This window comes from Pseudomonas sp. C9 (assembly GCF_002000165.1).
In the GTDB taxonomy this organism is placed as follows: domain Bacteria; phylum Pseudomonadota; class Gammaproteobacteria; order Pseudomonadales; family Pseudomonadaceae; genus Aquipseudomonas.
Genome location: NZ_MPAK01000001.1, coordinates 1,575,555 through 1,596,436, shown reverse-complemented (window position 1 = coordinate 1,596,436; position 20,882 = coordinate 1,575,555). Strand labels below are relative to the sequence as shown.

General features: G+C 59.3%; 19 protein-coding genes and 1 pseudogene. 13 read left to right on the top strand and 7 right to left on the bottom strand.

The genetic code is table 11. The features are described from left to right. Positions 1–14 precede the first annotated feature (14 nt). Genes BMS17_RS07530 through BMS17_RS07515 form a run of 4 tightly spaced genes read left to right on the top strand, consistent with a single transcriptional unit; the run spans position 15 to position 3,722 of the window. Positions 15–1,301, top strand: coding sequence for an MFS transporter (locus BMS17_RS07530; protein WP_046033303.1), 1,287 nt, complete (start codon positions 15–17; stop codon positions 1,299–1,301). A 44-nt stretch (positions 1,302–1,345) separates the two neighbouring features. After that, positions 1,346–2,098, top strand: coding sequence for a 5-oxoprolinase subunit PxpA (locus BMS17_RS07525; RefSeq protein ID WP_046033304.1), 753 nt, complete (start codon positions 1,346–1,348; stop codon positions 2,096–2,098). Then, a complete protein-coding gene (locus BMS17_RS07520; protein ID WP_046033305.1) occupies positions 2,095–2,799 on the top strand; it encodes an allophanate hydrolase subunit 1 in 705 nt (234 codons plus the stop codon). Before BMS17_RS07525 ends, BMS17_RS07520 begins: the two co-directional genes overlap by 4 nt. After that, a complete protein-coding gene (locus BMS17_RS07515; RefSeq protein ID WP_046033306.1) occupies positions 2,796–3,722 on the top strand; it encodes a biotin-dependent carboxyltransferase family protein in 927 nt (308 codons plus the stop codon). Before BMS17_RS07520 ends, BMS17_RS07515 begins: the two co-directional genes overlap by 4 nt. A 120-nt stretch (positions 3,723–3,842) precedes the next feature. Here BMS17_RS07515 and BMS17_RS07510 read toward each other — a convergent pair whose 3' ends face one another. Continuing rightward, positions 3,843–5,021, bottom strand: a complete 1,179-nt coding sequence (locus tag BMS17_RS07510; protein ID WP_027925858.1) for a VWA domain-containing protein — start codon at positions 5,019–5,021, stop codon at positions 3,843–3,845. A 12-nt stretch (positions 5,022–5,033) separates the two neighbouring features. Further along, positions 5,034–5,879: a MoxR family ATPase gene (locus BMS17_RS07505; protein WP_046033307.1), complete on the bottom strand. Its 846-nt coding sequence runs from the start codon at positions 5,877–5,879 to the stop codon at positions 5,034–5,036. A gap of 202 nt (positions 5,880–6,081) precedes the next feature. On the opposite strand from BMS17_RS07505, the pseudogene BMS17_RS07500 reads away from it, so the two are divergent. Both BMS17_RS07500 and BMS17_RS07495 read left to right on the top strand, forming a co-directional pair. Further along, a pseudogene (locus tag BMS17_RS07500) lies at positions 6,082–6,313 on the top strand (DUF4160 domain-containing protein). Next, complete coding sequence (locus BMS17_RS07495) at positions 6,301–6,804, top strand: DUF2442 domain-containing protein (RefSeq protein WP_077430706.1); 504 nt, start codon at positions 6,301–6,303, stop codon at positions 6,802–6,804. Before BMS17_RS07500 ends, BMS17_RS07495 begins: the two are co-directional and overlap by 13 nt. Here the strand turns inward: BMS17_RS07495 and BMS17_RS07490 are convergent. Next, positions 6,801–7,877 (bottom strand): DUF748 domain-containing protein, encoded by a 1,077-nt coding sequence (locus BMS17_RS07490; RefSeq protein WP_046033309.1) that lies wholly within the window; start codon positions 7,875–7,877, stop codon positions 6,801–6,803. The genes BMS17_RS07495 and BMS17_RS07490 overlap by 4 nt on opposite strands. Positions 7,878–8,006: 129 nt before the next feature. Here BMS17_RS07490 and cysK point away from each other — a divergent pair, with 129 nt between their 5' ends. From cysK to BMS17_RS07475, 3 genes are all read left to right on the top strand, one after another. Beyond that, positions 8,007–8,981 carry a cysteine synthase A gene (gene cysK, locus BMS17_RS07485; RefSeq protein ID WP_046033310.1) on the top strand — a complete coding sequence of 325 codons (975 nt, stop codon included), beginning with the start codon at positions 8,007–8,009 and terminating at the stop codon, positions 8,979–8,981. A 216-nt stretch (positions 8,982–9,197) separates the two neighbouring features. Then, a complete protein-coding gene (locus BMS17_RS07480) occupies positions 9,198–10,136 on the top strand; it encodes an aspartyl/asparaginyl beta-hydroxylase domain-containing protein (RefSeq protein WP_077430705.1) in 939 nt (312 codons plus the stop codon). Positions 10,137–10,611: 475 nt separating this feature from the next. Further along, positions 10,612–11,475: a DMT family transporter gene (locus BMS17_RS07475; protein WP_046033312.1), complete on the top strand. Its 864-nt coding sequence runs from the start codon at positions 10,612–10,614 to the stop codon at positions 11,473–11,475. 36 nt (positions 11,476–11,511) lie between these two features. On the opposite strand, the gene BMS17_RS07470 is transcribed toward BMS17_RS07475, so the two are convergent. From BMS17_RS07470 to BMS17_RS07455, 4 genes are all read right to left on the bottom strand, one after another. Then, entirely contained in the window at positions 11,512–12,453 is a 942-nt protein-coding gene (locus BMS17_RS07470; protein ID WP_046033313.1) for a LysR family transcriptional regulator, read from the bottom strand. Positions 12,454–12,523: 70 nt separating this feature from the next. Then, complete coding sequence (locus BMS17_RS07465; RefSeq protein WP_077430704.1) at positions 12,524–14,053, bottom strand: tripartite tricarboxylate transporter permease; 1,530 nt, start codon at positions 14,051–14,053, stop codon at positions 12,524–12,526. Beyond that, positions 14,050–14,583 (bottom strand): tripartite tricarboxylate transporter TctB family protein, encoded by a 534-nt coding sequence (locus BMS17_RS07460; protein WP_077430703.1) that lies wholly within the window; start codon positions 14,581–14,583, stop codon positions 14,050–14,052. The genes BMS17_RS07465 and BMS17_RS07460 overlap by 4 nt, the downstream gene beginning before the upstream one ends. Positions 14,584–14,636: 53 nt before the next feature. Continuing rightward, positions 14,637–15,653, bottom strand: coding sequence for a tripartite tricarboxylate transporter substrate binding protein (locus BMS17_RS07455; protein ID WP_046033316.1), 1,017 nt, complete (start codon positions 15,651–15,653; stop codon positions 14,637–14,639). Positions 15,654–16,034: 381 nt separating this feature from the next. Here BMS17_RS07455 and BMS17_RS07450 point away from each other — a divergent pair, with 381 nt between their 5' ends. The 4 genes from BMS17_RS07450 to BMS17_RS07435 all read left to right on the top strand — a co-directional run bounded on the left by BMS17_RS07450 (position 16,035) and on the right by BMS17_RS07435 (position 20,842). Then, on the top strand, positions 16,035–17,375 hold the full coding sequence (locus BMS17_RS07450) for an MFS transporter (protein WP_077430702.1): 1,341 nt from the start codon (positions 16,035–16,037) through the stop codon (positions 17,373–17,375). Then, positions 17,368–18,324: an amidohydrolase gene (locus BMS17_RS07445; RefSeq protein WP_046033318.1), complete on the top strand. Its 957-nt coding sequence runs from the start codon at positions 17,368–17,370 to the stop codon at positions 18,322–18,324. The genes BMS17_RS07450 and BMS17_RS07445 overlap by 8 nt, the downstream gene beginning before the upstream one ends. Continuing rightward, positions 18,321–19,325 (top strand): 4-hydroxythreonine-4-phosphate dehydrogenase PdxA, encoded by a 1,005-nt coding sequence (locus BMS17_RS07440; protein ID WP_077430701.1) that lies wholly within the window; start codon positions 18,321–18,323, stop codon positions 19,323–19,325. The genes BMS17_RS07445 and BMS17_RS07440 overlap by 4 nt, the downstream gene beginning before the upstream one ends. Positions 19,326–19,666: 341 nt before the next feature. Beyond that, positions 19,667–20,842, top strand: coding sequence for an L-rhamnonate dehydratase (locus BMS17_RS07435; protein WP_046033320.1), 1,176 nt, complete (start codon positions 19,667–19,669; stop codon positions 20,840–20,842). The last annotated feature ends 40 nt before the right edge of the window (positions 20,843–20,882 follow it).

The window sequence follows — 20,882 nt, the reverse complement described above, 5'->3', positions numbered from 1 at the left end:
CACGGAGAGTTGCCATGAGTGCGCCCGACACGCTCGACATCCCCAATGCCAAGGCCCGCCCGGGACCTTTCGACTGGTACCGCAACATCAATCAGCAGGAGCGTCGCACCTTCTGGAGTTGCAAGATCGGTTACGGCCTGGACGGCATGGACACCCAGATGCTCAGCTTCGTGGTGCCGACCCTGATTGCAATGTGGGGCATTACCACCGGCGAGGCCGGGCTGATTCACACCAGCACCCTGATCGCCTCGGCCATCGGCGGTTGGGTGGCGGGGATTCTCTCTGACCGCATCGGTCGTGTGCGCACCTTGCAACTGACGGTGCTGTGGTTCGCCTTCTTCACCTTCCTCTGTGGCTTCGCGCAAAACTATGAACAACTGTTGATCAGTCGCACCCTGATGGGATTCGGTTTTGGGGGTGAATGGACCGCCGGCGCCGTACTGATGGGCGAAGTGATTCGCGCCAAGGACCGGGGCAAAGCCGTGGGCATGGTGCAATCGGGTTGGGCGTTGGGGTGGGGGTTGACGGCGATTCTCTATGCGCTGCTGTTCTCAGTGTTGCCGCCGGAAGACGCCTGGCGCGCCCTGTTTATTCTCGGCATTGTGCCGGCGATTTTCGTGATCTTCGTTCGTCGTCTGGTCAAAGACCCGGAAATCTATCGTGAAGCCAAAGCCAGACAGGAACCGAGCAACCCGGCGAAGTTCTACGAGATTTTTGCCCCCGGCATTCTGTTCACCACGATTCGTGCTTCGGTGCTGACCACGGGCGCACTGGGCGGTTACTACGCGATCACCTCATGGTTGCCGACGTTTCTGAAGAACGAGCGGGGCTTGAGCGTACTCGGCACAGGCGGTTATCTGGCGATGGTGATTGTCGGTTCCTACGTCGGTTACGTTATCAGCGCGTATTTGACCGACCTCCTGGGGCGCAAGAAGAACTTCATCCTGTTCGCGGTCGGCTCGTTCACCATCGTTTTGCTCTACACCCAACTGCCGGTCAGCAACGCTGTGATGCTCTGGCTGGGCTTCCCGCTGGGCTTCTTCGCTTCGGGGATTTTCAGCGGCATGGGCGCGTTTTTGACCGAGTTGTTTCCGACGCGGATTCGCGGTTCGGGCCAGGGTTTTTGCTACAACATTGGCCGCGCATTGGCGGCATTGTTCCCGCTGCTGATTGGTTTGCTTAGCCAGCGTGTGCCGCTGAGCGTGGGCATCGGGGCTTTTGCGGCAGTGTCCTATGGGGTGGTGATCCTTGCAGCGCTGAGCCTGCCGGAAACCCGTGGCAAACAACTGGATGCGCAGTAATCTGCCTGCATCTGAAAAGAACAATGCCTACAGGAGTGTTCACCGTGAGCCGCCTGCTATTGAACTGCGACATCGGCGAGAGTTTCGGCAACTGGACCATGGGTCTGGACGCCGAGGTCATGCCCTTCATTGATTGCGCCAATATCGCCTGCGGTTTCCACGCCGGCGACCCGAGCATCATGCGCAAGACCGTCAGCCTGGCCCTTGGCAATGGCGTACAGATTGGCGCACACCCGGCCTATCAAGACCTGGTCGGTTTCGGCCGTCGCTCCATGGCCTACACCCCCCAGGAACTGCAAGACATTCTGCACTACCAGATCGGCGCTCTCGACGGCATCTGCCGGGCTCAGGGCGCACGTGTCAGCTACGTCAAACCTCACGGCGCGATGTACAACGACATGATGGCCAACCCGGCACAATTGCGCGCGGTGCTTCAGGCCGTGGCGTCTTATGACCGGACGTTGCCGCTGATGTTGATGGCCACCCGCGACAACAGCGCCGCGCAACAACTGGGCGATGAATATGGCGTGACCTTGTGGTTCGAAGCCTTTGCCGACCGTGCCTACGACAGCGCGGGGATGCTGGTCTCTCGACAACTGCCGGGGGCGGTGCATCACGACCCGGAAAAAATCATAGAGCAGGCGCTGACCATTGCCCGTGGCGATCACCTTGTCGCCAGCGACGGCAGTGCCTTGCACTTGCAGGCCAACACCCTCTGTGTGCACGGCGACAACGCCAGTTCCGTGGCTGCCGTGCGCCGGATTCGCCAAGCCCTCGATGAGCAGAGCGCACCATGAAACCGCGCGTGGAAGTGGTGGCGCTGGATTGCCTGATGCTGCGTCTGTTCGACGAGATCAACGAGGCCAACATGCCGTGGATGCTCGCCGCCAGCGAGCGCTTGCGCGAAGCCTTTGGCAAGCAACTGATTGACCTGGTGCCGTCTTATACGACGCTGATGGTGCATTACGATCTGCTGGCATTAACCCCGGCTCAGGCTCGGGAACTGATTGCCGAAGCCTTGATCGATTTGTCGCCCAACGCCCGTAGCCGTGGCAAATGCCATGTGTTGCCGGTCTGGTACGACCTGAGCGTCGGCCCGGAACTGAGCCTGTTGTCCAGGCGCAGTGGGCTGGCGGTGGGCGACGTCATCCGCCGCCACATCGAGCGTGAATATCAGGTGTTCGCGCTAGGCTTTGCGCCAGGTTTCGCATTCATGGGGCTGGTAGAAGAAGTGCTGGCGGCTCCACGTCTGAATACGCCCCGCAAGAAGGTGGCGGCGGGCAGTGTCGGGATTGCCGAGCGGCAAACGGCGGCTTATCCGGTGGTTTCGCCCGGAGGCTGGAACCTGATCGGGCGCACCCCGGCCAAACTGTTCGACCGTGAGCGCGACGGCTACAGCCTGATGCAACCGGGAGACACCGTGCGCTTCGAAGCGGTCGACCATGCCGAATTCATCAATCTGGGCGGTGACGATACGCCATTGGAGGCGCAGGCATGAGCCGCTTATCCATTGAAGCGAGTACGCCGCTGTGCCTGTTGCAGGACGCCGGTCGTTTTGGCGTGCGGCACTTGGGCGTGACCCAGGGGGGCGGGCTGGATTGGCGATCGATGTCCTGGGCCAACTGGCTGCTGGGCAATGACCTGAACGCGCCGGTGATCGAAATCACCCTCGGCGGGTTCACGGTGGTGGCCGAAGAGGATTGCGTGCTGGCACTGGTCGGGGCGGATCTGGGGGCACAGGTGCAGGGCGAGGCACTGGCGCCGTGGCGCAGTTTCAGGCTGCAAAAGGGCCAGCGATTGCACTTCACCCAGCCGCTGCTCGGGGCTCGGGCTTATCTTGCGGCACCCGGTGGGTTTGATGCGCCAAACGTACTGGGCAGCCGTTCGACGGTGGTCCGTGAGGAACTTGGCGGCCTGGATGGGATGGGTCGGGCCTTGGCCAAAGGTTCGCAATTGAGTTACTCCGGGAGTGCATTGCTACTGCTGCGAGAATTGCCGGAGGAGCATCGACCGGACCTCACCAACGATTCGCCGCTGGATCTGGTGCTGGGCGCACAGATCGGCGAGTTCAGCGGGCAGAGTCTGTTCGACGCGTTCAACAACGCCTGGACCCTCGACAGCCGCGCCGACCGGATGGGCATTCGCCTGTTGGGTATGGCGTTGCAGTACCAGGGCAAACCAATGATCTCCGAGGGCATCCCGCTCGGCGCGGTGCAGGTGCCACCGGATGGGCAGCCGATTGTGTTGCTCAATGATCGGCAGACCATTGGCGGGTATCCACGATTGGGCGCGTTGACGCCGTTGGCGCTGGCACGATTGGCGCAGTGCCTGCCGGGAGCGAAGGTGCGACTGCGGCCGGTGGTGCAGGATGTGGCGCATCGGGAGCAGGTCGAGTATTTGCGGCGGTTTTCAAAACGCTAAAAGCATCGCTGGCAAGCCAGGCTCCTACAGGGATTGAGGTCGCTCACAAAACATGTGAACCACTTAAATCCCTGTAGGAGCCTGGCTTGCCAGCGATGAGGCCCGAACGGACAGCGAAGATTACTTGGAAAGAAACCGCATCCCTTCTTCCAACCCACGAAGGGTCAGCGGATACATCTGGTCGTCAATCAAGTCCCGCACAATGTTGGTCGACGACGTATAGCCCCACGTATCTTTCGGATACGGGTTGATCCAGATGAGTTTCTTGTACTTCTCCTTGAACCGCTGCATCCACACATAACCGGCTTCTTCGTTCCAGTGCTCGACGCTGCCGCCGGCCTGGGTGATTTCATAAGGCGCCATGGCGGCATCACCGATGAAGATCACTTTGTAGTCGGCGCCGTACTTGTGCAGCAAGTCCTGGGTCGATGTGCGTTCGGAGGTGCGACGCATATTGTTCTTCCACACTGATTCATAAATGAAGTTGTGGAAGTAGAAGTACTCCAGGTGCTTGAACTCGGTCTTGCAGGCCGAAAACAGCTCCTCGCAGATCTTTACGTGGGCGTCCATCGAGCCGCCGATGTCGAACAGCAGCAACAACTTGACGGTGTTGCGCCGCTCCGGCCGCATCTGGATATTCAGCAGCCCTGCATCCTTGGCGGTGTGGTCGATGGTGCCGTCGATATCGAGTTCTTCTGCTGCACCCTGACGCGCAAATTTGCGCAAGCGGCGCAGGGCAACCTTGATGTTGCGCGTGCCCAGCTCGACAGAATCGTCGAGGTTCTTGTACTCGCGCTGATCCCAGACCTTGACCGCCTTGCCCTGGCGTTTGCCGGCATCGCCGACCCGAATGCCTTCCGGGTTGAAGCCACCGGAGCCGAACGGGCTGGTGCCCCCGGTGCCGATCCACTTGTTGCCACCGGCATGGCGTTCTTTCTGCTCTTCGAGGCGCTTCTTGAACTCTTCGATCAGTTTGTCCAGGCCGCCGAGGGACTGGATCGCCGCCCGCTCTTCGTCGGTCAGCGAACGTTCGAATTCCTTGCGCAACCAGTCTTCGGGAATCAGTGCCTGAAGGTGATCGTCGAGTTTTTCCAGGCCATTGAAGTAAGCCCCGAACGCCCGGTCGAACTTGTCGAAATGCTTTTCGTCCTTCACCAGAATCGCCCGGGACAAGTAATAGAACTCGTCCATGTCGGCGAAGGTCACGCGCTGTTTCAGCGCGTTGATCAGGTCCAGCAGCTCGCGCACCGAAACCGGCACTTTGGCGGCACGCATTTCATTGAACAGGTTGAGCAACATGGCATCAGCCTCTTAGCGGGTGCCGCGACGGCTCATGAACGCCAGGCGTTCAAGCAGTTGCACGTCCTGTTCGTTCTTGACCAGCGCGCCGGCCAGCGGCGGGATGGCTTTGGTCGGATCGCGTTCGCGCAGTACCGCTTCGCCGATGTTGTCGGCCATCAGCAGCTTGAGCCAGTCCACCAGTTCGGACGTCGATGGCTTCTTCTTCAGCCCCGGCACTTTGCGCACGTCGAAGAACACGTCCAGCGCTTCGCTGACCAAGTCTTTCTTGATGTCCGGGTAGTGCACGTCGACGATCTTTTGCATCGTGGTGCGGTCCGGGAAGGCGATGTAGTGGAAGAAGCAGCGACGCAGGAAGGCGTCCGGCAGCTCTTTCTCGTTGTTGGAGGTAATGATGATGATCGGGCGCTTCTTGGCCTTGATGGTCTCGTCGATCTCGTAAACGTAGAACTCCATCTTGTCGAGTTCTTGCAGCAGGTCGTTCGGGAATTCGATGTCAGCCTTGTCGATTTCGTCGATCAGCAGAATCACCCGCTCTTCGGATTCGAAGGCTTCCCAGAGCTTGCCCTTTTTCAGGTAGTTGCGAACGTCATGGACCTTTTCCGTGCCCAGTTGCGAGTCGCGCAGGCGGCTGACCGCGTCGTACTCGTACAGGCCCTGATGCGCCTTGGTGGTGGACTTGATGTGCCAGGTGATCAACTTGGCGCCAAGCGACTCGGCCAATTGCTCGGCCAGCATGGTTTTGCCTGTACCTGGCTCGCCCTTGACCAGCAGTGGACGTTCCAGGGTAATGGCGGCGTTGACCGCCAGCTTCAGGTCATCGGTGGCGACGTAGGCCTGGGTGCCTTCGAACTTCATCTGCTAATCCTCGAACGGTGACGCCGACCTGAGTAATGCAGGCCGGGACGCAATAATTGTGATGCCCGACTATACCGCGCTGTCCGGTCGACTGTGAACGCAGACGACTTATTCAGTCTCTGAATGGCACGTCACATATTGACTCAGTCTCGGCTGCTGGCCAGTATTGAGCTATCGCCATTTTGGCGATAGCTTGCGGGGCATGTCTACTAAATATCGATTTCGCGACACGTACCGTATTCAGTTGCGCGAGAAGGATCATCCGCCACCCCCATGTCCACCTGACAGGGGGTGGGCTGGATGTAATGCTCAGCCTTGAAACCGTAGAAGTCATGGTGGGCAAGGCACCGCCGCTGATAATCAAGGAAGCGCTCGAGTGGGTCAGCGCCCATCAAGTGCCGTTATTGGAGGATTGGAAACGATGTTACCCATGAAGCGACCGCGGCTGTTGGCCGTTCAGGCATTGCCGGAAAACCGTCTGGCGCTGACCTTTATCGATGGCCAACAACTCACACTCGATTTGAGCCGTGACCTGCAAGCCTATCCAGGGTTGCAGCCATTGCAGGCGCAGGATGCGTTTGAAGGCGCCGCGTTGGGCGATGATGGCTGGAGCGTCGAGTGGCCTGACCTGGACATTCAGATAGGGGCTGATACGTTGTATCTGGATGCGCTCGCTCAAAACTCTCCCGATGAAAACACGCGAACGTTCATTGAATGGCGCGCTCGCACCGGTTTGTCACTCAATCAGGCAGCGGAGGCGCTTGGGGTGAGTGCGCGGAGCATCACCCGATATAGTAGTGGCCGTGAAGCGGTGCCACGATCGTTAGCCTTGGCCTGTCTGGGATGGGATTTCTTGCAACAGCAATCAACGTCTACACGGGCCGCAGAAATAACGGGGCGCTATACCGTCACACGCAAACCTTAGCCCGCTTCCGGCTTCGGCTGCTCATAGCGCGCATTGAATGCCTGGATGAAACCATTGCGTAAAATCTGCAAAAACGCCTGAAACGCGCTGATATCCTGCCGATGCACATTGCCGCGCAGTTCCACTCGGGTTGCAAACTGGTTTTTGCCCTGGTTTTTCAACACGGTTTCGGAGCCGCCGACGATGGCCTCCCAGATGGACCGGAAGATCCCTTTGTCCTTGTTTTCCACGTCCTGTTGCCAGTTGAACACGTCGACGTCTTTGAGCAATGGTTTGATATAGCCCGTCAATTGGGCTTTTTTGGCTTGCGCTTCAATGACCACATCACCGTGGCCCGCATTGAAATCGAATTTGCCGTAGGCCGCGGCGAAATCGTTCATGCGCTTGAGTTCGATGTCCTTGGCGCGCAGGCGAAACTGGAAGTCTTCGAAATTGCTCAATGGGTCGAACGTTGCGCTGGTTTCCAGTGGCGCATGCCCCAGCAGCAGGGCTTTACCGTCGAAGCGGGCGTCTCGCTTGCCTTTAGTGTCGACCACGTTGGTCAGGTTATAGATGCTGGCGTTGACCTGCGTGGCGTTCATGTTCACCGGTGGCTTGGAGTTGAAGTTTCGAAAACTGAGCTTGCCGTCGTGGATCTGCACCTCATCCAGGGTTATGGGTAACAATTTGCCAAGTTGTGCGCGCCAGTCGGTGCCCTGACCGGTCTGAGAGTTCTGCTTATTGGCACCGCCATCGACAAAGTTCACCTCGGGATTGAAGAACTGCACATGGGCCACCACCGCGTGGTCGTACCAGAGCGAGTGCCAACTGACCGCGAGGTCGATCAAAGGTGCGTTAACGAAAGGCACAGGGACCTTGCCGTCGACTTTGACGATTTTCAGTCCGTTGATTTTGTAGGCGCCGCGCCACAGGGCCAGGTCTACGTCCGTGATCTGCCCGCTGTAGTCACCCATATTCGCCAGTTTGTCGTTCAGGTAGTTGCGCACCATGTAGGGCAGGGCGATGTGCAGGGCAATCAGGAGCACAACGAGGCCGACGAAGATCCACAGGGGCCAGCTGTATCGACGTTTCATGGTGGCAAATCTCTGGCGATGTAAAACCATTGACTGCGCTGACAGCCGGACGTTCGACCTGACTGGACGCCCAAGGGCAAGAGGCTTACCTTGATGCGCTAATTCCATGCTGTAGCTAAGGACCCAGTCATGAGCCGTATCTTCGCTGACAACGCCCACTCCATCGGCAATACGCCTTTGGTGCAGATCAACCGCATCGCCCCGCGCGGCGTGACCATCCTGGCCAAGATCGAAGGGCGCAACCCCGGTTACTCGGTCAAGTGCCGGATTGGCGCGAACATGATCTGGGATGCCGAGAGCAGCGGCAAACTCAAGCCTGGCATGACCATCGTCGAACCCACCTCTGGTAATACCGGCATCGGCCTGGCATTTGTTGCCGCAGCACGTGGTTACAAGCTGATGCTGACCATGCCGGCGTCCATGAGTATCGAACGGCGCAAAGTGCTCAAGGCACTCGGCGCCGAACTGGTGCTGACCGAACCGGCCAAGGGCATGAAAGGCGCGATTGAAAAAGCGGGCGACATCGTTGCCAGCGATCCGGCCAAGTACTTCATGCCGGCGCAGTTCGACAACCCGGCCAACCCGGCCATTCATGAAAAGACCACCGGTCCGGAAATCTGGAACGATACCGACGGCGCGGTCGATGTGTTGGTGGCTGGGGTAGGAACGGGTGGAACCATCACCGGTGTTTCGCGGTATATCAAGAATACACAGGGCAAACCGATTATCTCGGTGGCCGTGGAGCCTGCTGTTTCACCCGTGATAAGCCAGGCCATCGCCGGTGAAGAAATCAAGCCGAGCCCACACAAGATTCAGGGTATCGGTGCCGGTTTTGTACCGAAGAACCTGGACCTGTCGATGGTTGATCGGGTGGAGCTGGCCACTGACGACGAGTCCAAGGCCATGGCCCTGCGCTTGATGCAGGAAGAAGGGATTTTGTGCGGTATCTCGTGCGGCGCTGCCATGGCGGTCGCTGTCCGTCTGGCGGAAACCCCGGAAATGCAGGGCAAGACCATCGTGGTGATCCTGCCGGACTCCGGTGAGCGCTACCTGTCGAGCATGCTGTTCAGCGATCTGTTTACCGAGCAGGAGAATCAGCAGTAACAGCGGCTGCGGCTAAGTAGCCATTGATAATGGACAGAGGACTTCAGGTCAGCCTCCGTTCAGGGAACTTATGCTAAGAAGGGCTTTGTTGCGCAATCTTTAATACTGAATGTTGCGACGGGCGGGTATTTCCCAAGGTCGGGAATGTTTATCATGGCCGACTGCCACGTCGGGTAAAAGGCGTTGAGCAATGAGCCTATTCTCAAGGAGTCGTTGATGAGTTTTTCGTTTGCCGCGAAAACGTCGGTGTTGCTGCTATTTTTCTGCAGCACGCTCTATGTCCATTTGCGTGGCAAGGCGCGTCTGCCGGTCTTGCGTCAATTCGTCAACCACTCGGCTTTGTTTGCGCCCTACAACGCCTTGATGTACCTGTTTTCCGGCGTGCCATCCAAACCCTATCTGGACCGCAGCAAGTTTCCGGAACTTGACGTACTCAAGGACAACTGGGAAGTCATCCGCGACGAGGCCATGCACCTGTTCGACGAGGGTTACATTCGCGCTGCCGAGAAGAATAACGACGCCGGTTTCGGTTCGTTTTTCAAGAAAGGCTGGAAGCGTTTTTACCTCAAGTGGTATGACAAACCACTGCCATCGGCCGAAACCCTGTGCCCGAAAACCGTGGCGTTGGTCAGCAGCATTCCCAACGTCAAGGGTGCAATGTTCGCGCTGTTGCCGGGTGGCAGTCACCTCAATCCGCACCGTGATCCGTTTGCCGGTTCCTTGCGTTATCACCTGGGGCTGTCGACCCCCAACTCCGATGATTGCCGCATCTTTGTGGATGGCCAGGTATACGCCTGGCGCGATGGCGAAGACGTGATGTTCGATGAGACTTATGTGCATTGGGTCAAGAACGAAACCGAGAAAACCCGGGTGATCCTTTTCTGCGATATCGAACGTCCGTTGAGCAACCGCGTCATGACCCGCATTAACCGCTGGATCAGCAGTCAGCTCGGTCGCGCCACAGCACCTCAAAACCTTGATGATGAACGCGTCGGCGGGATTAACCGGGCGTATGCCTGGAGCAAGAATTCCAGCGACAAGTTCAGCGGCGTGATCAAAAAGTGGAAACGTCGCAACCCCAAGGCCTACCGCGTGCTGCGGCCGGTGTTGGCGGTGGTGGTGCTGACGTTGTTGGGGTATTGGTTGTTTGGGTGAGCCCCGTCAAGAAATGAAAAACCGCTCCCTGGAGCGGTTTTTTTTCGCCTTTTTCAAGGGCGTCCGGCGAGCAGGCTCCCAGGGTGAGCAGCACAGCGATGGCTGTCGTTACTGGCCCTTTGTCCAGGTCATTGCAATCTATGTCAGTCGCTGGTTATAGTCGGCGCACGGTGATTTCCAGCCCACCGTCAACCTCATCAAAAAAGATCAGCCCATGCCTGCATCCCACATCAACGCGGTAGTCGATTCAGCGGTCAACGCTGTCGTGGTGCCGTGCGGGAATCAGCAGCCTGTGCAGATCAGTCATTACCCCCCACCTGTCAGTAACACACCGGTGTGTGCAGTCGTATCGCCGCCGGGTGTTGGCATTTCGGGCTGATCAGCGTCTCTTTGCTGTTCCCCTGTGCCCCCAGAAAAAACAACTGAATTTCAGCTTCGGCTGAGTTGGCTTTTTGCCTGACTACAGGTGGTTTTCATGTTTGTCCTTTCGAAAAAAACCGCGCTCGCGGCGGCGTCCACGAGCCTGTTCGTCCTGCTGTGGAGCAGTGGGGCGATCTTCTCCAAATGGGGCCTGGCCCACGCGTCACCGTTTGCCTTTCTGTTGTTTCGCTTCGTGATTGCCTTGTGCGGTCTGGTGTTGCTGGTGCCGTTGCTCAAGCTGAAGTTGCCCAAGGGCGGTAAGCCGATGCTGTATGCGATGGCCACGGGCATGGTGTTGCTGGGGGCTTATCAGATTTTCTATCTGCTGGCCCTGGACCTGAAAGTCACGCCGGGTGTGATGGCGACCATCATGGGTGTACAGCCCATTCTGACGGTGGTCATCATGGAGCGTCAGCGCTCCATCAGCCGGATGTTCGGTCTGGCATTGGGCCTGACCGGATTGATCATGGTGGTGTATCAGGGCATCGGTCTGGCCGGCATGTCACTGGCCGGCATGCTCTACGGCTTGCTGGCGCTGGCGAGCATGACGTTCGGCTCGATCATGCAGAAGCGCATCACTGACAATCCTCTGGGCACTTTGCCGGTGCAGTACCTGGCGGGGCTGTTGCTGTGCGGGATCTTTGTGCCGTTCCAGCCGTTTCATTTCGAACAGAGCACAGGTTTTATCGTGCCGGTGTTGTGGATGGGGCTGGTGGTGTCGGTGCTGGCGACGTTGCTGCTGTATCGCCTGATCGCGCGGGGCAATCTGGTGAATGTCACCAGTCTGTTTTACCTGGTGCCGGCGGTGACGGCGGTGATGGACTATCTGATTTTCGGCAACAGGCTGGCGGCGTTGAGCCTGCTGGGCATGCTGCTGATCATCGTCGGCTTGGTCTTCGTCTTCCGTAAGACAGCGTAAACACCCAAAGGCCCGGAGCATTGGCTCCGGGTCTTTTTATTTGGCCAGCGCATGCTCGGCCCGTACCGAATTCATGAACGCCTGCATCGCCGATGATTGAATGCGATGGCGGCGGGTGATGAGCCCGTAGGGTGGCAGCCGCGCTTCGAACTTGATCGGCAGTATGGCGAGCAGATCACGACCGGGATAATCCTCAACCACCGACACCGGTGTGACGCCGAGCATGTCGGTTTGCTGGACCAGGGAGAGCAAGGTCATGATCGACGTGGTTTCGACGATGCTGCTGGGGATATCGACCCGCGCGTTGTGAAACACCTGATTGATGATGGCGCGCATCGGGCTGGGATGCTGTTGCAGTACCCAGGTCATGTGCTGCAGCTCCGCCCAGCTCAGTTGTTTTTCCTGCGCCAGTGGGTTTTTCGCGCCGGCGATCACGCACAACGCTTCTTCACCGAGGCTGTCAAACAGCAACTCTTCGGCGCGTGCACCGGCCGGAATCCGCCCCAGCACGATATCCAGTTGATCCTGCAAAAGCGCCTGGACCAACACGTCGCTGGTATCGACCTGGATGCTCATGGACAGTCGGGGATGGCTTTGTTTCAGCGTGGCGATGGTGCGAGTCAACAGCCCCGACGCCAGTGCCGGAATCGCACCGACCGCGACTCGCCCCAGGTTGCCGGATTCCAGTGCCACCAGTTCCTCACGCATGCCGCTGAGTTCGGCAAACACCATGCGCGCGTAATAGATAACGGTTTCCCCAAACGCGGTAGAGCGCATGCCCCGTGGCAGTCGTTCGAACAGTTCGACACCGAGCAAGTCCTCGGCTTCGTGGAGCATCTTGGTCGCAGCCGGTTGAGTCATGCCGATATGGTCGGCGGCGCGGCGCAACGAGCCGAATTCCTGCAATGCCAGCATCAACCGCAGTTGGCGCAGGCGCAGTCGACTGTGGATCACATTGGCAGCAGGAATTCGGGTCATGGGCCGTGGCTCGCAAGGAAGTCTGCGGCAAGCCTGACAACAAATGTCAGGCGTTGCCAGCATTGCTGTGTCACAGCACCGATTTGGGTTTGGCGACGTGGGATTTGCGCAGGCCCATCAGGCCGCCCAGCGCCTTGGAAATCAGCGGCCAGAACAGCATCAGCAGCGCCGCCGTGGTCAGGCTGCCCACCAGCGGGTTGGACCAGAAGATCCCCAAATGGCCATCGGAAAACAGCATCGACTGACGGAACGCATCTTCAGCCTTGTCCCCCAATACGGCGGCCAGAACCAGTGGCGCAATCGGATAGCCGAGCTTCTTGAACAGATAACCCAGCGCGCCGAAGCCCAGCATCAGCACCACGTCGAAGAACGAGTTGTGTACCGAGTAGGCGCCGATGGCGCACACCATGATGATGATCGGCGCAATGATCGAGAACGGAATCCGCAGGATCGAGGCAAACAGCGGCACGGTGGCCAACACCACGATCAGGCTGACCACGTTGCCCAGGTACATGCTGGCGATCAGGCCCCAGACGAAATCATGCTGCTCGACAAACAGTGTCGGCCCGGGGTGCAGGCCCCAGATCATCAAGCCACCGAGCATCACCGCCGCCGTGGCCGAGCCGGGAATGCCCAGGGTCAGCATCGGCAGCAGGGCGCTGGTACCCGCCGCGTGGTCGGCGGTTTCCGGGGCGATCACGCCTTCGAGTTCACCTTTGCCGAAGTTGTCGCGGTTCTTCGAAAAACGCCGTGCCAGGCTGTAGCTCATGAACGATGCGGCGGTCGGGCCGCCGGGCGTAATGCCCATCCAGCAACCGACCAGTGTGCTGCGCACAATCGTCCACCAGTAGCGCGGCAGCTTGGCCCAGGTGCGCAGGATCACCATTGGCGTAATGCGCGCATGTTCGCCACGAAACACCAGGCCTTCCTCCACCGTGCAGAGGATTTCACCGATGCCAAACAGGCCAATCACTGCCACTTCGAAGCTGATGCCGGTCATCAGGATCGGCTGGTCGAAGGTCAGGCGCAGGTTGCCCGAAACCGTGTCCATGCCGACCGCCGCCATGGCGAAGCCGATCATCATCGTGACCACGGTTTTCAGCGGCGGGTTCTTGCTCATGCCGATGAAGGTGCAGAACGCCAACAAGTACACCGCGAAGAACTCCGGTGAGCTGAACGACATGGCGAACGCGGCGATTTTTGTCGACAGGAATGTCAGCAACAACACCCCGGCCAAGGCACCGATCAGCGCCGAACTGAAGGCGGCGGTCAGGGCTTCGGCGGCGCGACCTTCGCGAGCCATCGGGTAGCCGTCGAATGTCGTCGCCACCGATGAGGGTTCGCCGGGGATGTTGAACAGAATCGAGGTGATCGAGCCGCCGAACAGCGCTCCCCAATACATGCACGACAACAGGATGATCGCCGACACGGGCGACATGGTGAACGTCAGCGGCAGCAGCAACGCCACGCCATTGGGGGCGCCGAGGCCCGGCAAGACACCGACCAGAATGCCCAGCAGTACGCCGATCACCATCAGGCCGATGTGGCCCGGTGTCAGGATCAGGTTCATGCCTTGCAGCAGGGAATCGAACTCGCTCATTTGAAATTTCTCCCGGCCAGGGCAATCCAGTCGCCCATCGGGCCGGCATCCAGCGGGACCTTGAACCACAGCGCGAAAATCAGGTAGCTGGCAAGTACAGCGCCCAGCGACACTGTGCCGATCATCAGTTTGCCGTACGGTTTGACGCGGACCTTGTCACGCCACATGAACCAGGCAATGAAACAGGCCGAGGCCACGTAGATGCCGGTGAACGGCATGGCCGCGACGAATAGCGCAATCGGGATGAACACCGACAGCACTTGTTTGAAGGCGCTGCGGCTGACGAATGAAACGCTCAGGGCTTGCCAGCGAATTACGGTCAATACGCCGTTACCCACGCTGGCGGCGCTCAACAGCAGGCCAATGTAAAAGGGAAAGTAACCCGGCTCGGGGCCGGAATCGCCCCAGCCAATACCTTGTTCGACGCTGCCGAACATCACCACCACGCCGATCAGCGTGGTGAAGAGTGTCAGGCCGAGTTCGACCCAGCGGGTGCCGACCAGCGCCGGTGAATCCGAATTTTGGGACATGAAAACACCTCCAGCAGATGACGGCCGTGCGCGTGCGGACGGCCGTTGGCGACTCAGTTTTTCAGCCAGCCGGCTTCTTTAAACACCGGGGTCACGCGGGCGGTGTCCTTCTCAATGTAGGCGGTCAGTGGCTCACCTTCGAGGAAGGTCGGTACCAGCGCGTTCTGCTTCACGTACGCCTTGAACTCCGGCGTCTCGGTGACTTTGCGCATCAGCTCAACATAGAACGCGCGCTGTTCGGCAGTGACGTCGCCCGGCATGAACACGGTGCGCGGGAAGCGGTACTGATCGATGCCCAGGCCTTCTTCGTGGCAGGTCGGCACGTCGGCCCAGGATTTGTCACCGGCGACTTTCTCGGTGTAGCTCATGCGTTCTTTACTGAAGACACACAGCGGCTCGACCTGGTCGCCACGCCATTGGCTGATGCTTTCGCTGGGATTGTTGACGTTGGCGGCGATGTGTTTGCCGGCCAGTTGGGTCGCGGCTTCACTGCCACTCTTGAACGGGATGTACACCAGTTTGCTGTTGTTGGTCTGGTTCAGCAGCAAAGTCAGGGTCTGGTCGACGTCCTTGGACTGACTGCCGCCCATGCGCAGGTTCGATGGGTCGGCCTTGACTGCGGCGTAGAAGCCTTTAGCGTCCTTCCAGGGGGCGTCTTTGTAACTCCAGAGAATGAAGTCATCTTCGGCCACGGCGGCGACGGGCGTCAGTTCCTGCCATTGGTAACCGAGCTTGGACACCAGCGGCAACAGGTAGATGTTGTTGGTGCCGATCACCAGTTTTTCCGGGTCGCCCTTGTTCATTTTCAGGTCGAGAAAGGCTTCGGCACCATTGCCACCGCCCTTGTTCAGGACGATGGTATTCACATCGAGAAACTTGTGGGTGGTGATGATCGACTGGATCAGGCGACCGAGTTGGTCAGTGCCGCCGCCGGGACCACCCGCGACGACGATTTCGACGTTCTTGTCCGGCTGCCAGGCAGCGTTGGCGAGAGCGGGAAGGGCGCCTGCGGCGATCAGTGTGCAGCCGAGAAACAAACGGGAGGTGCGACGGACGAATGCATTTCGCATGATGGAAGGGCCTCGTTTTTGTAGTTGTTATGAGTGACTTGTCGGAGCGGTAAAGCTGCAAGCCTGGCCCGAGTGTGGGAAGCCTCCGGCTCCGCGTCTAGTCAAAACAATACATACACCGATAGCCTGGGGTTATAGGTCCGGTCAATGAAAGTGGCGACTATCGCACAAGACTTTGCGCCAGAGCCTTTTTCGAGAAAAGTCGAAAAGGCGATACTCATTGAAAGCTGTCTGAAAGCAGGGGTATGCCATAACTCAAGGCTATCGCCTGATTTCAAGTTTTGATTAGACGGTTATCACTGAGCCTTCGATAGTGCTCACCAACGCCGCCAGGCAGCGGCAATGTCGTCACCACAAAAATAAAAAATCGAGGTACGCACCATGGCTCGTTCCAGTGCTTCCCTGCATCTGCCCGGCGCAGGTGCTCAGTCACCGGCAGCCGCAACTCCGCTCACCGGCACCATCAAAGCCAGTAGCGTGCGCTGGCGGATCTTTGCGATCATTTTTGCGTTGACCATGGTCAACCTGATCGACCGGGTGTCGCTGTCCATTGCGATGCCGACCATTGCCCATGAATTTTCCCTGTCGCCGAGCCTGCAAGGGCTGATCCTCAGCAGCTTTTTCTGGGCGTATGCGCTGTTGCAGATACCTGGCGGCTGGCTGATCGACCGTTTCGGCCCGCGCCGGGTCATCAGTTGGTCCACCGGTTTGTGGGGCACGTTTCAGGTGCTGGCGGCGTTTGCCACGGGCGGCTTGTCATTGTTGTTTGCCCGGGTGGCGTTGGGCGCCGCCGAAGCGCCTCTATTTCCTTCGGGTGGCAAACTGATTTCCCTGTGGCTGGCGCCGAGTGAGCGCAGTCGCGGCGCGGTATTGATGGACAGTGGCAGCCCGTTGGGCGTGGCCCTGGGCGGTTTGATCATTGCCTACCTGATTGCTTCGCTGGACTCGTGGCGCCTGGCCTTCGTGATTGCCGGCATCGCCACTCTGGTACTGGCCTGGCTGGCGCGGCGTTATCTGCGCGATGACCCGGCCACACATCCGCAAGTGAATGCCCAGGAGCTGGAGAAGATCAACGCCGGACGCGCCACACCGGCTGCCGAAGCCGCCCGTGCGCCGGTCAAGGGCCTGGGCATCGCGGCCCGTTCACTGACGGGGCTGCTGATCGGTCGCGCCAGTTGGGCGATGGTCTATTTCGGCTTGCTGACCTGGGGCCCGAGTTACCTGGCGCAGGCTCGCGGCTTCGATATCAAGGGCATTGGCGAGGCGACGTTCGTGATTTTCATCTGCGGTGCGTTGGGGTCGTTGACCGGTGGTTTCCTCTGCGACGGTCTGATTCGCAAAGGTGTGAGCCGCGGTGTGGCGGTCAAGAGTCTGCTGGCGTTTTCCGGTGTCGTGGCGTTGGGAGCGTTCCTGTTGCTGCCGACCCTGAGCGATCCTTTTGCCGCCGTGGCGTTGCTGGCCATGACGGCGTATTTCCTGATGTGGGGCAGTCTTTACTGGAGCTTTCCGGCATTGCTGGCAGCCCCGGCCAGGGTCGGTTTGATCGGCGGCGTGATGAACATGGCCGGCAGCACGGGCGGTATCGCGGTGCCGATTCTGGTGGGCGTCATTGTGCAAATGGCCGGCGGTTTCGCGCCGGTGCTGGGGTTCTTTGCGGCGTGCTCGGCGGTCTTCGTGTTGGCCACATTGTTTATCAGCCTGGATGAGGTGCGTCATGACTAAGTTGTGGGACGGCCCGATCGTAGACGCGCATCACCATTTCTGGGACCCGGCGATCAATGACCATCCTTGGTTGGCGCCTGAGGCCAACATCCCATTTCGCTACGGTGATTACAGCGCGATCAAGCGTCGCTATTTTCCCGATGACTACTTCGCCGATGCCGGTGCCCATAACGTCGTGCAAACGGTGTATGTCGAGACCGAATGGAACCCGCAAGACCCGATTGGCGAAACCCGTTTCATCGAGGGACTGGCCGCTCGCTATGGCGTGCCGAACGCGATCGTCGCACAAGCCTGGCTCGACCATCCGGACGCCATCGCAGTGCTGACCGAACAAGCGGGTTTCAAGTGTGTGCGCAGCGTACGCCACAAGCCTGGCGGTCCTATCGCACCGGAGCAGGTTGGGCACGTGCGCAGCCTGATGAGCGACGAACACTGGCGCCGCAGCTACGCCGTGCTCGAAGGCCTGGGCCTGCATTTCGACTTACAGACGCCTTGGTGGAATTTGCATGAAGCCGAACGCCTGGCCCGGGATTTTCCCGGCACCACGCTGATTCTCAACCACGCCGGATTGCCCAACGACCGCAGTGCCGAAGGCCTGGCGGGTTGGCGCCTGGCGATGGCGCGGCTGGCGCAGTGGCCGAACGTGCGGGTGAAGATTTCCGGCCTGGGGCAGGGCGGTCAGCGTTGGCGCGCCAAGGACAACGCCTGGATCGTGCGCGAAGTCATAGCGATGTTCGGCTGCGACCGCGCGATGTTCGCCAGCAACTTCCCCGTGGACAGCCTGTGCGGCTCGTTCGACGACATCTACAGCGGTTTCAAATCCATCGTTGCCGATTTTCCGAGTGCCGATCAGCAACGTCTTTTCTACAGCAATGCGCAGCAGGTTTATCGCTGCGAGCCTTGCGCCATTGACCGGACATGGCCCGAACCCTTGAGGAGTGAAGCATGAACAAAACCACCATCGCGATGGTCCTGGGCGACCCGGCGGGCATCGGCCCGGAACTGATCGCACGCCTGCTCGCCGAACCCCAGGTGCGCAGTCAGGCCAATGTGATCCTGATCGCCGACGAGGCAGAAATGCGTCGCGGCATGCGCATCGCCGGGATGGAGTTTCCTTACCGTCGCGTGGAGTCGCTGGAGCAACTGTCGTTCGTCGATGACACGCCGCTGTTCTATGACTATCGCGGCGACACGGTCGGCGAATTCGCACGCAGTGAAGCCAGTGACATCGGCGGTCGCTACAGCCTCGATACCCTGGAGAAAGCCTTGCGCCTGACCGAGGCCGGTATCACTGATGCCGTGCTGTTCGGGCCGCTGAACAAGACCTCGCTGCACATGGCCGGCATGGCCCACAGCGATGAATTGCATTGGTTCGCCGAACTGCTGGATTTTCACGGGCCGTTCTGCGAGTTCAACGTACTCGACAATCTCTGGACGTCACGCGTGACCTCCCACGTCGCCTTGGCCGATGTGCCGGGCCTGCTCAGCCAGGCGCGGGTGGTGGAAGCGATTCAGTTGATCGACACCGCGCTCAAGCGCAATGGCCTGGAAAAGCCGCGCATCGGCGTGTGTGGATTGAACCCGCACAACGGCGACAACGGTTCGTTCGGACGCGAAGAACTGGACATCATCGGCCCCGCCGTGCGGACCGCTCAGGCGTTAGGGATTGCGGCGGAAGGGCCGTACCCGGGGGACACGATTTTCCTCAAGGTGCAGGGCGATGCCAGTGCCTTCGACGCGGTGGTCACGATGTATCACGACCAGGGCCAGATCGCGATCAAGTTGATGGGCTTCTCCCGCGGCGTGACGGTGCAGGGCGGCTTGCCGATTCCGATTACCACCCCGGCGCATGGCACCGCATTTGATATCGCGGGGCAGGGCAAGGCGAATGTCGGGGCGATTCGGCAGGCGTTCGAGATCGCGTGCCGGATGGGCGCCAACAACTACTGATCCCTGATCTCAACATCATAAATCCCCTGTCCACCCTGGACCCTGTGGGAGCGGGCTTGCCCGCGATGGCGGTCTGACAGTCACTACCAAAGTGTCTGTACTACCGCTATCGCGGGCAAGCCCGCTCCCACAGTTGTTTGTGTGTGGTCGATAACTTTATCTATCTGAAAAACACTTTTAGCGATCACCCCAGGTTATCGCCGGATACGCATAAGTGATTATCCGCGCCCCCCGAGCGCTGGCTAAAGTCGCTCCATCGAATGCCCGGAACCCGCCCCCGAGCGGCTCTGCGTACACGACCTGACAACTACAAGAAGCCGGCAGCGCAAGGAACTGTATTCATGAAAATCAAAGCAATCCGTACCCGCGTTTTTGAGTGGAAAGGCAAAGTCGTTCCGCCTCAGGCGCACTTCTGCACTAACGCCAGCGACATCCTGTTCGAGCGTGGCGATGCCATGGGCTCGTTCCGTTTTCACGGTTGGCTGGTGGTGGAAGTCGAGACCGATACCGGTCTGGTCGGCATCGGTAACTGCGCCCTCGCGCCACGTGTGGCCAAGGAAATCATCGACACCTACCTGGCACCGATTGCAATCGGCGAAGACCCGTTCGACAACGAATACATCTGGCAGAAAATGTACCGTCAGAGCCACGCGTGGGGGCGCAAAGGCATCGGCATGGCGGCGATCTCGGCGATCGACATCGCCATCTGGGACATCATGGGCAAAGCCGTGAACAAACCGGTGTTCAAGTTGCTCGGGGGACGCACCAAGGAAAAAATCTGGACCTACGCCTCCAAGCTCTACGCCAACGACAACCTCGACCTGTTCCTCGAAGAAGCCCAGGGTTATCTGAATCAGGGGTTCACCGCGCTGAAGATGCGCTTTGGCTACGGCCCGAAAGACGGCCCGGCGGGCATGCGCAAGAACATCGAGCAAGTGCGCGCGTTGCGTCATCTGGCTGGCCCCGATGTCGACATCATGCTTGAGTGTTATATGGGTTGGACCCTGGAATATGCGCGGCGCATGTTGCCCAAACTCGCCGAATTCGAACCGCGCTGGCTCGAAGAACCGGTGATCGCCGACGACATCGAAGGCTACATCGAGCTGAAAAAAATGGGGATCATGCCGATCTCCGGCGGCGAGCATGAATTCACCTCTTACGGTTTCAAAGACCTGCTGGAACGCCGCGCCGTCGACGTGATCCAGTACGACACCAACCGCGTTGGCGGCATCACCGCCGCACGCAAAATCAACGCCATGGCCGAAGCCTGGTCGGTGCCGGTCATTCCTCATGCCGGGCAGATGCACAACTATCACCTGACCATGTCCACCACCGCCTCGCCGATGGCCGAGTTCTTCCCGGTATTCGACGTCGAAGTCGGCAACGAACTCTTTTACTACGTATTCAAGGGCGAGCCTCAACCGGTCAACGGTTACATCCAGCTCGACGACAACACGCCGGGCCTGGGCCTGGAAATCTCCGATGAATACCTGAGTGACTTCAACATCATCGAGTGACCTTGAGGCGTCGCATGCCTGCGGCGCCATCCCCGACTTT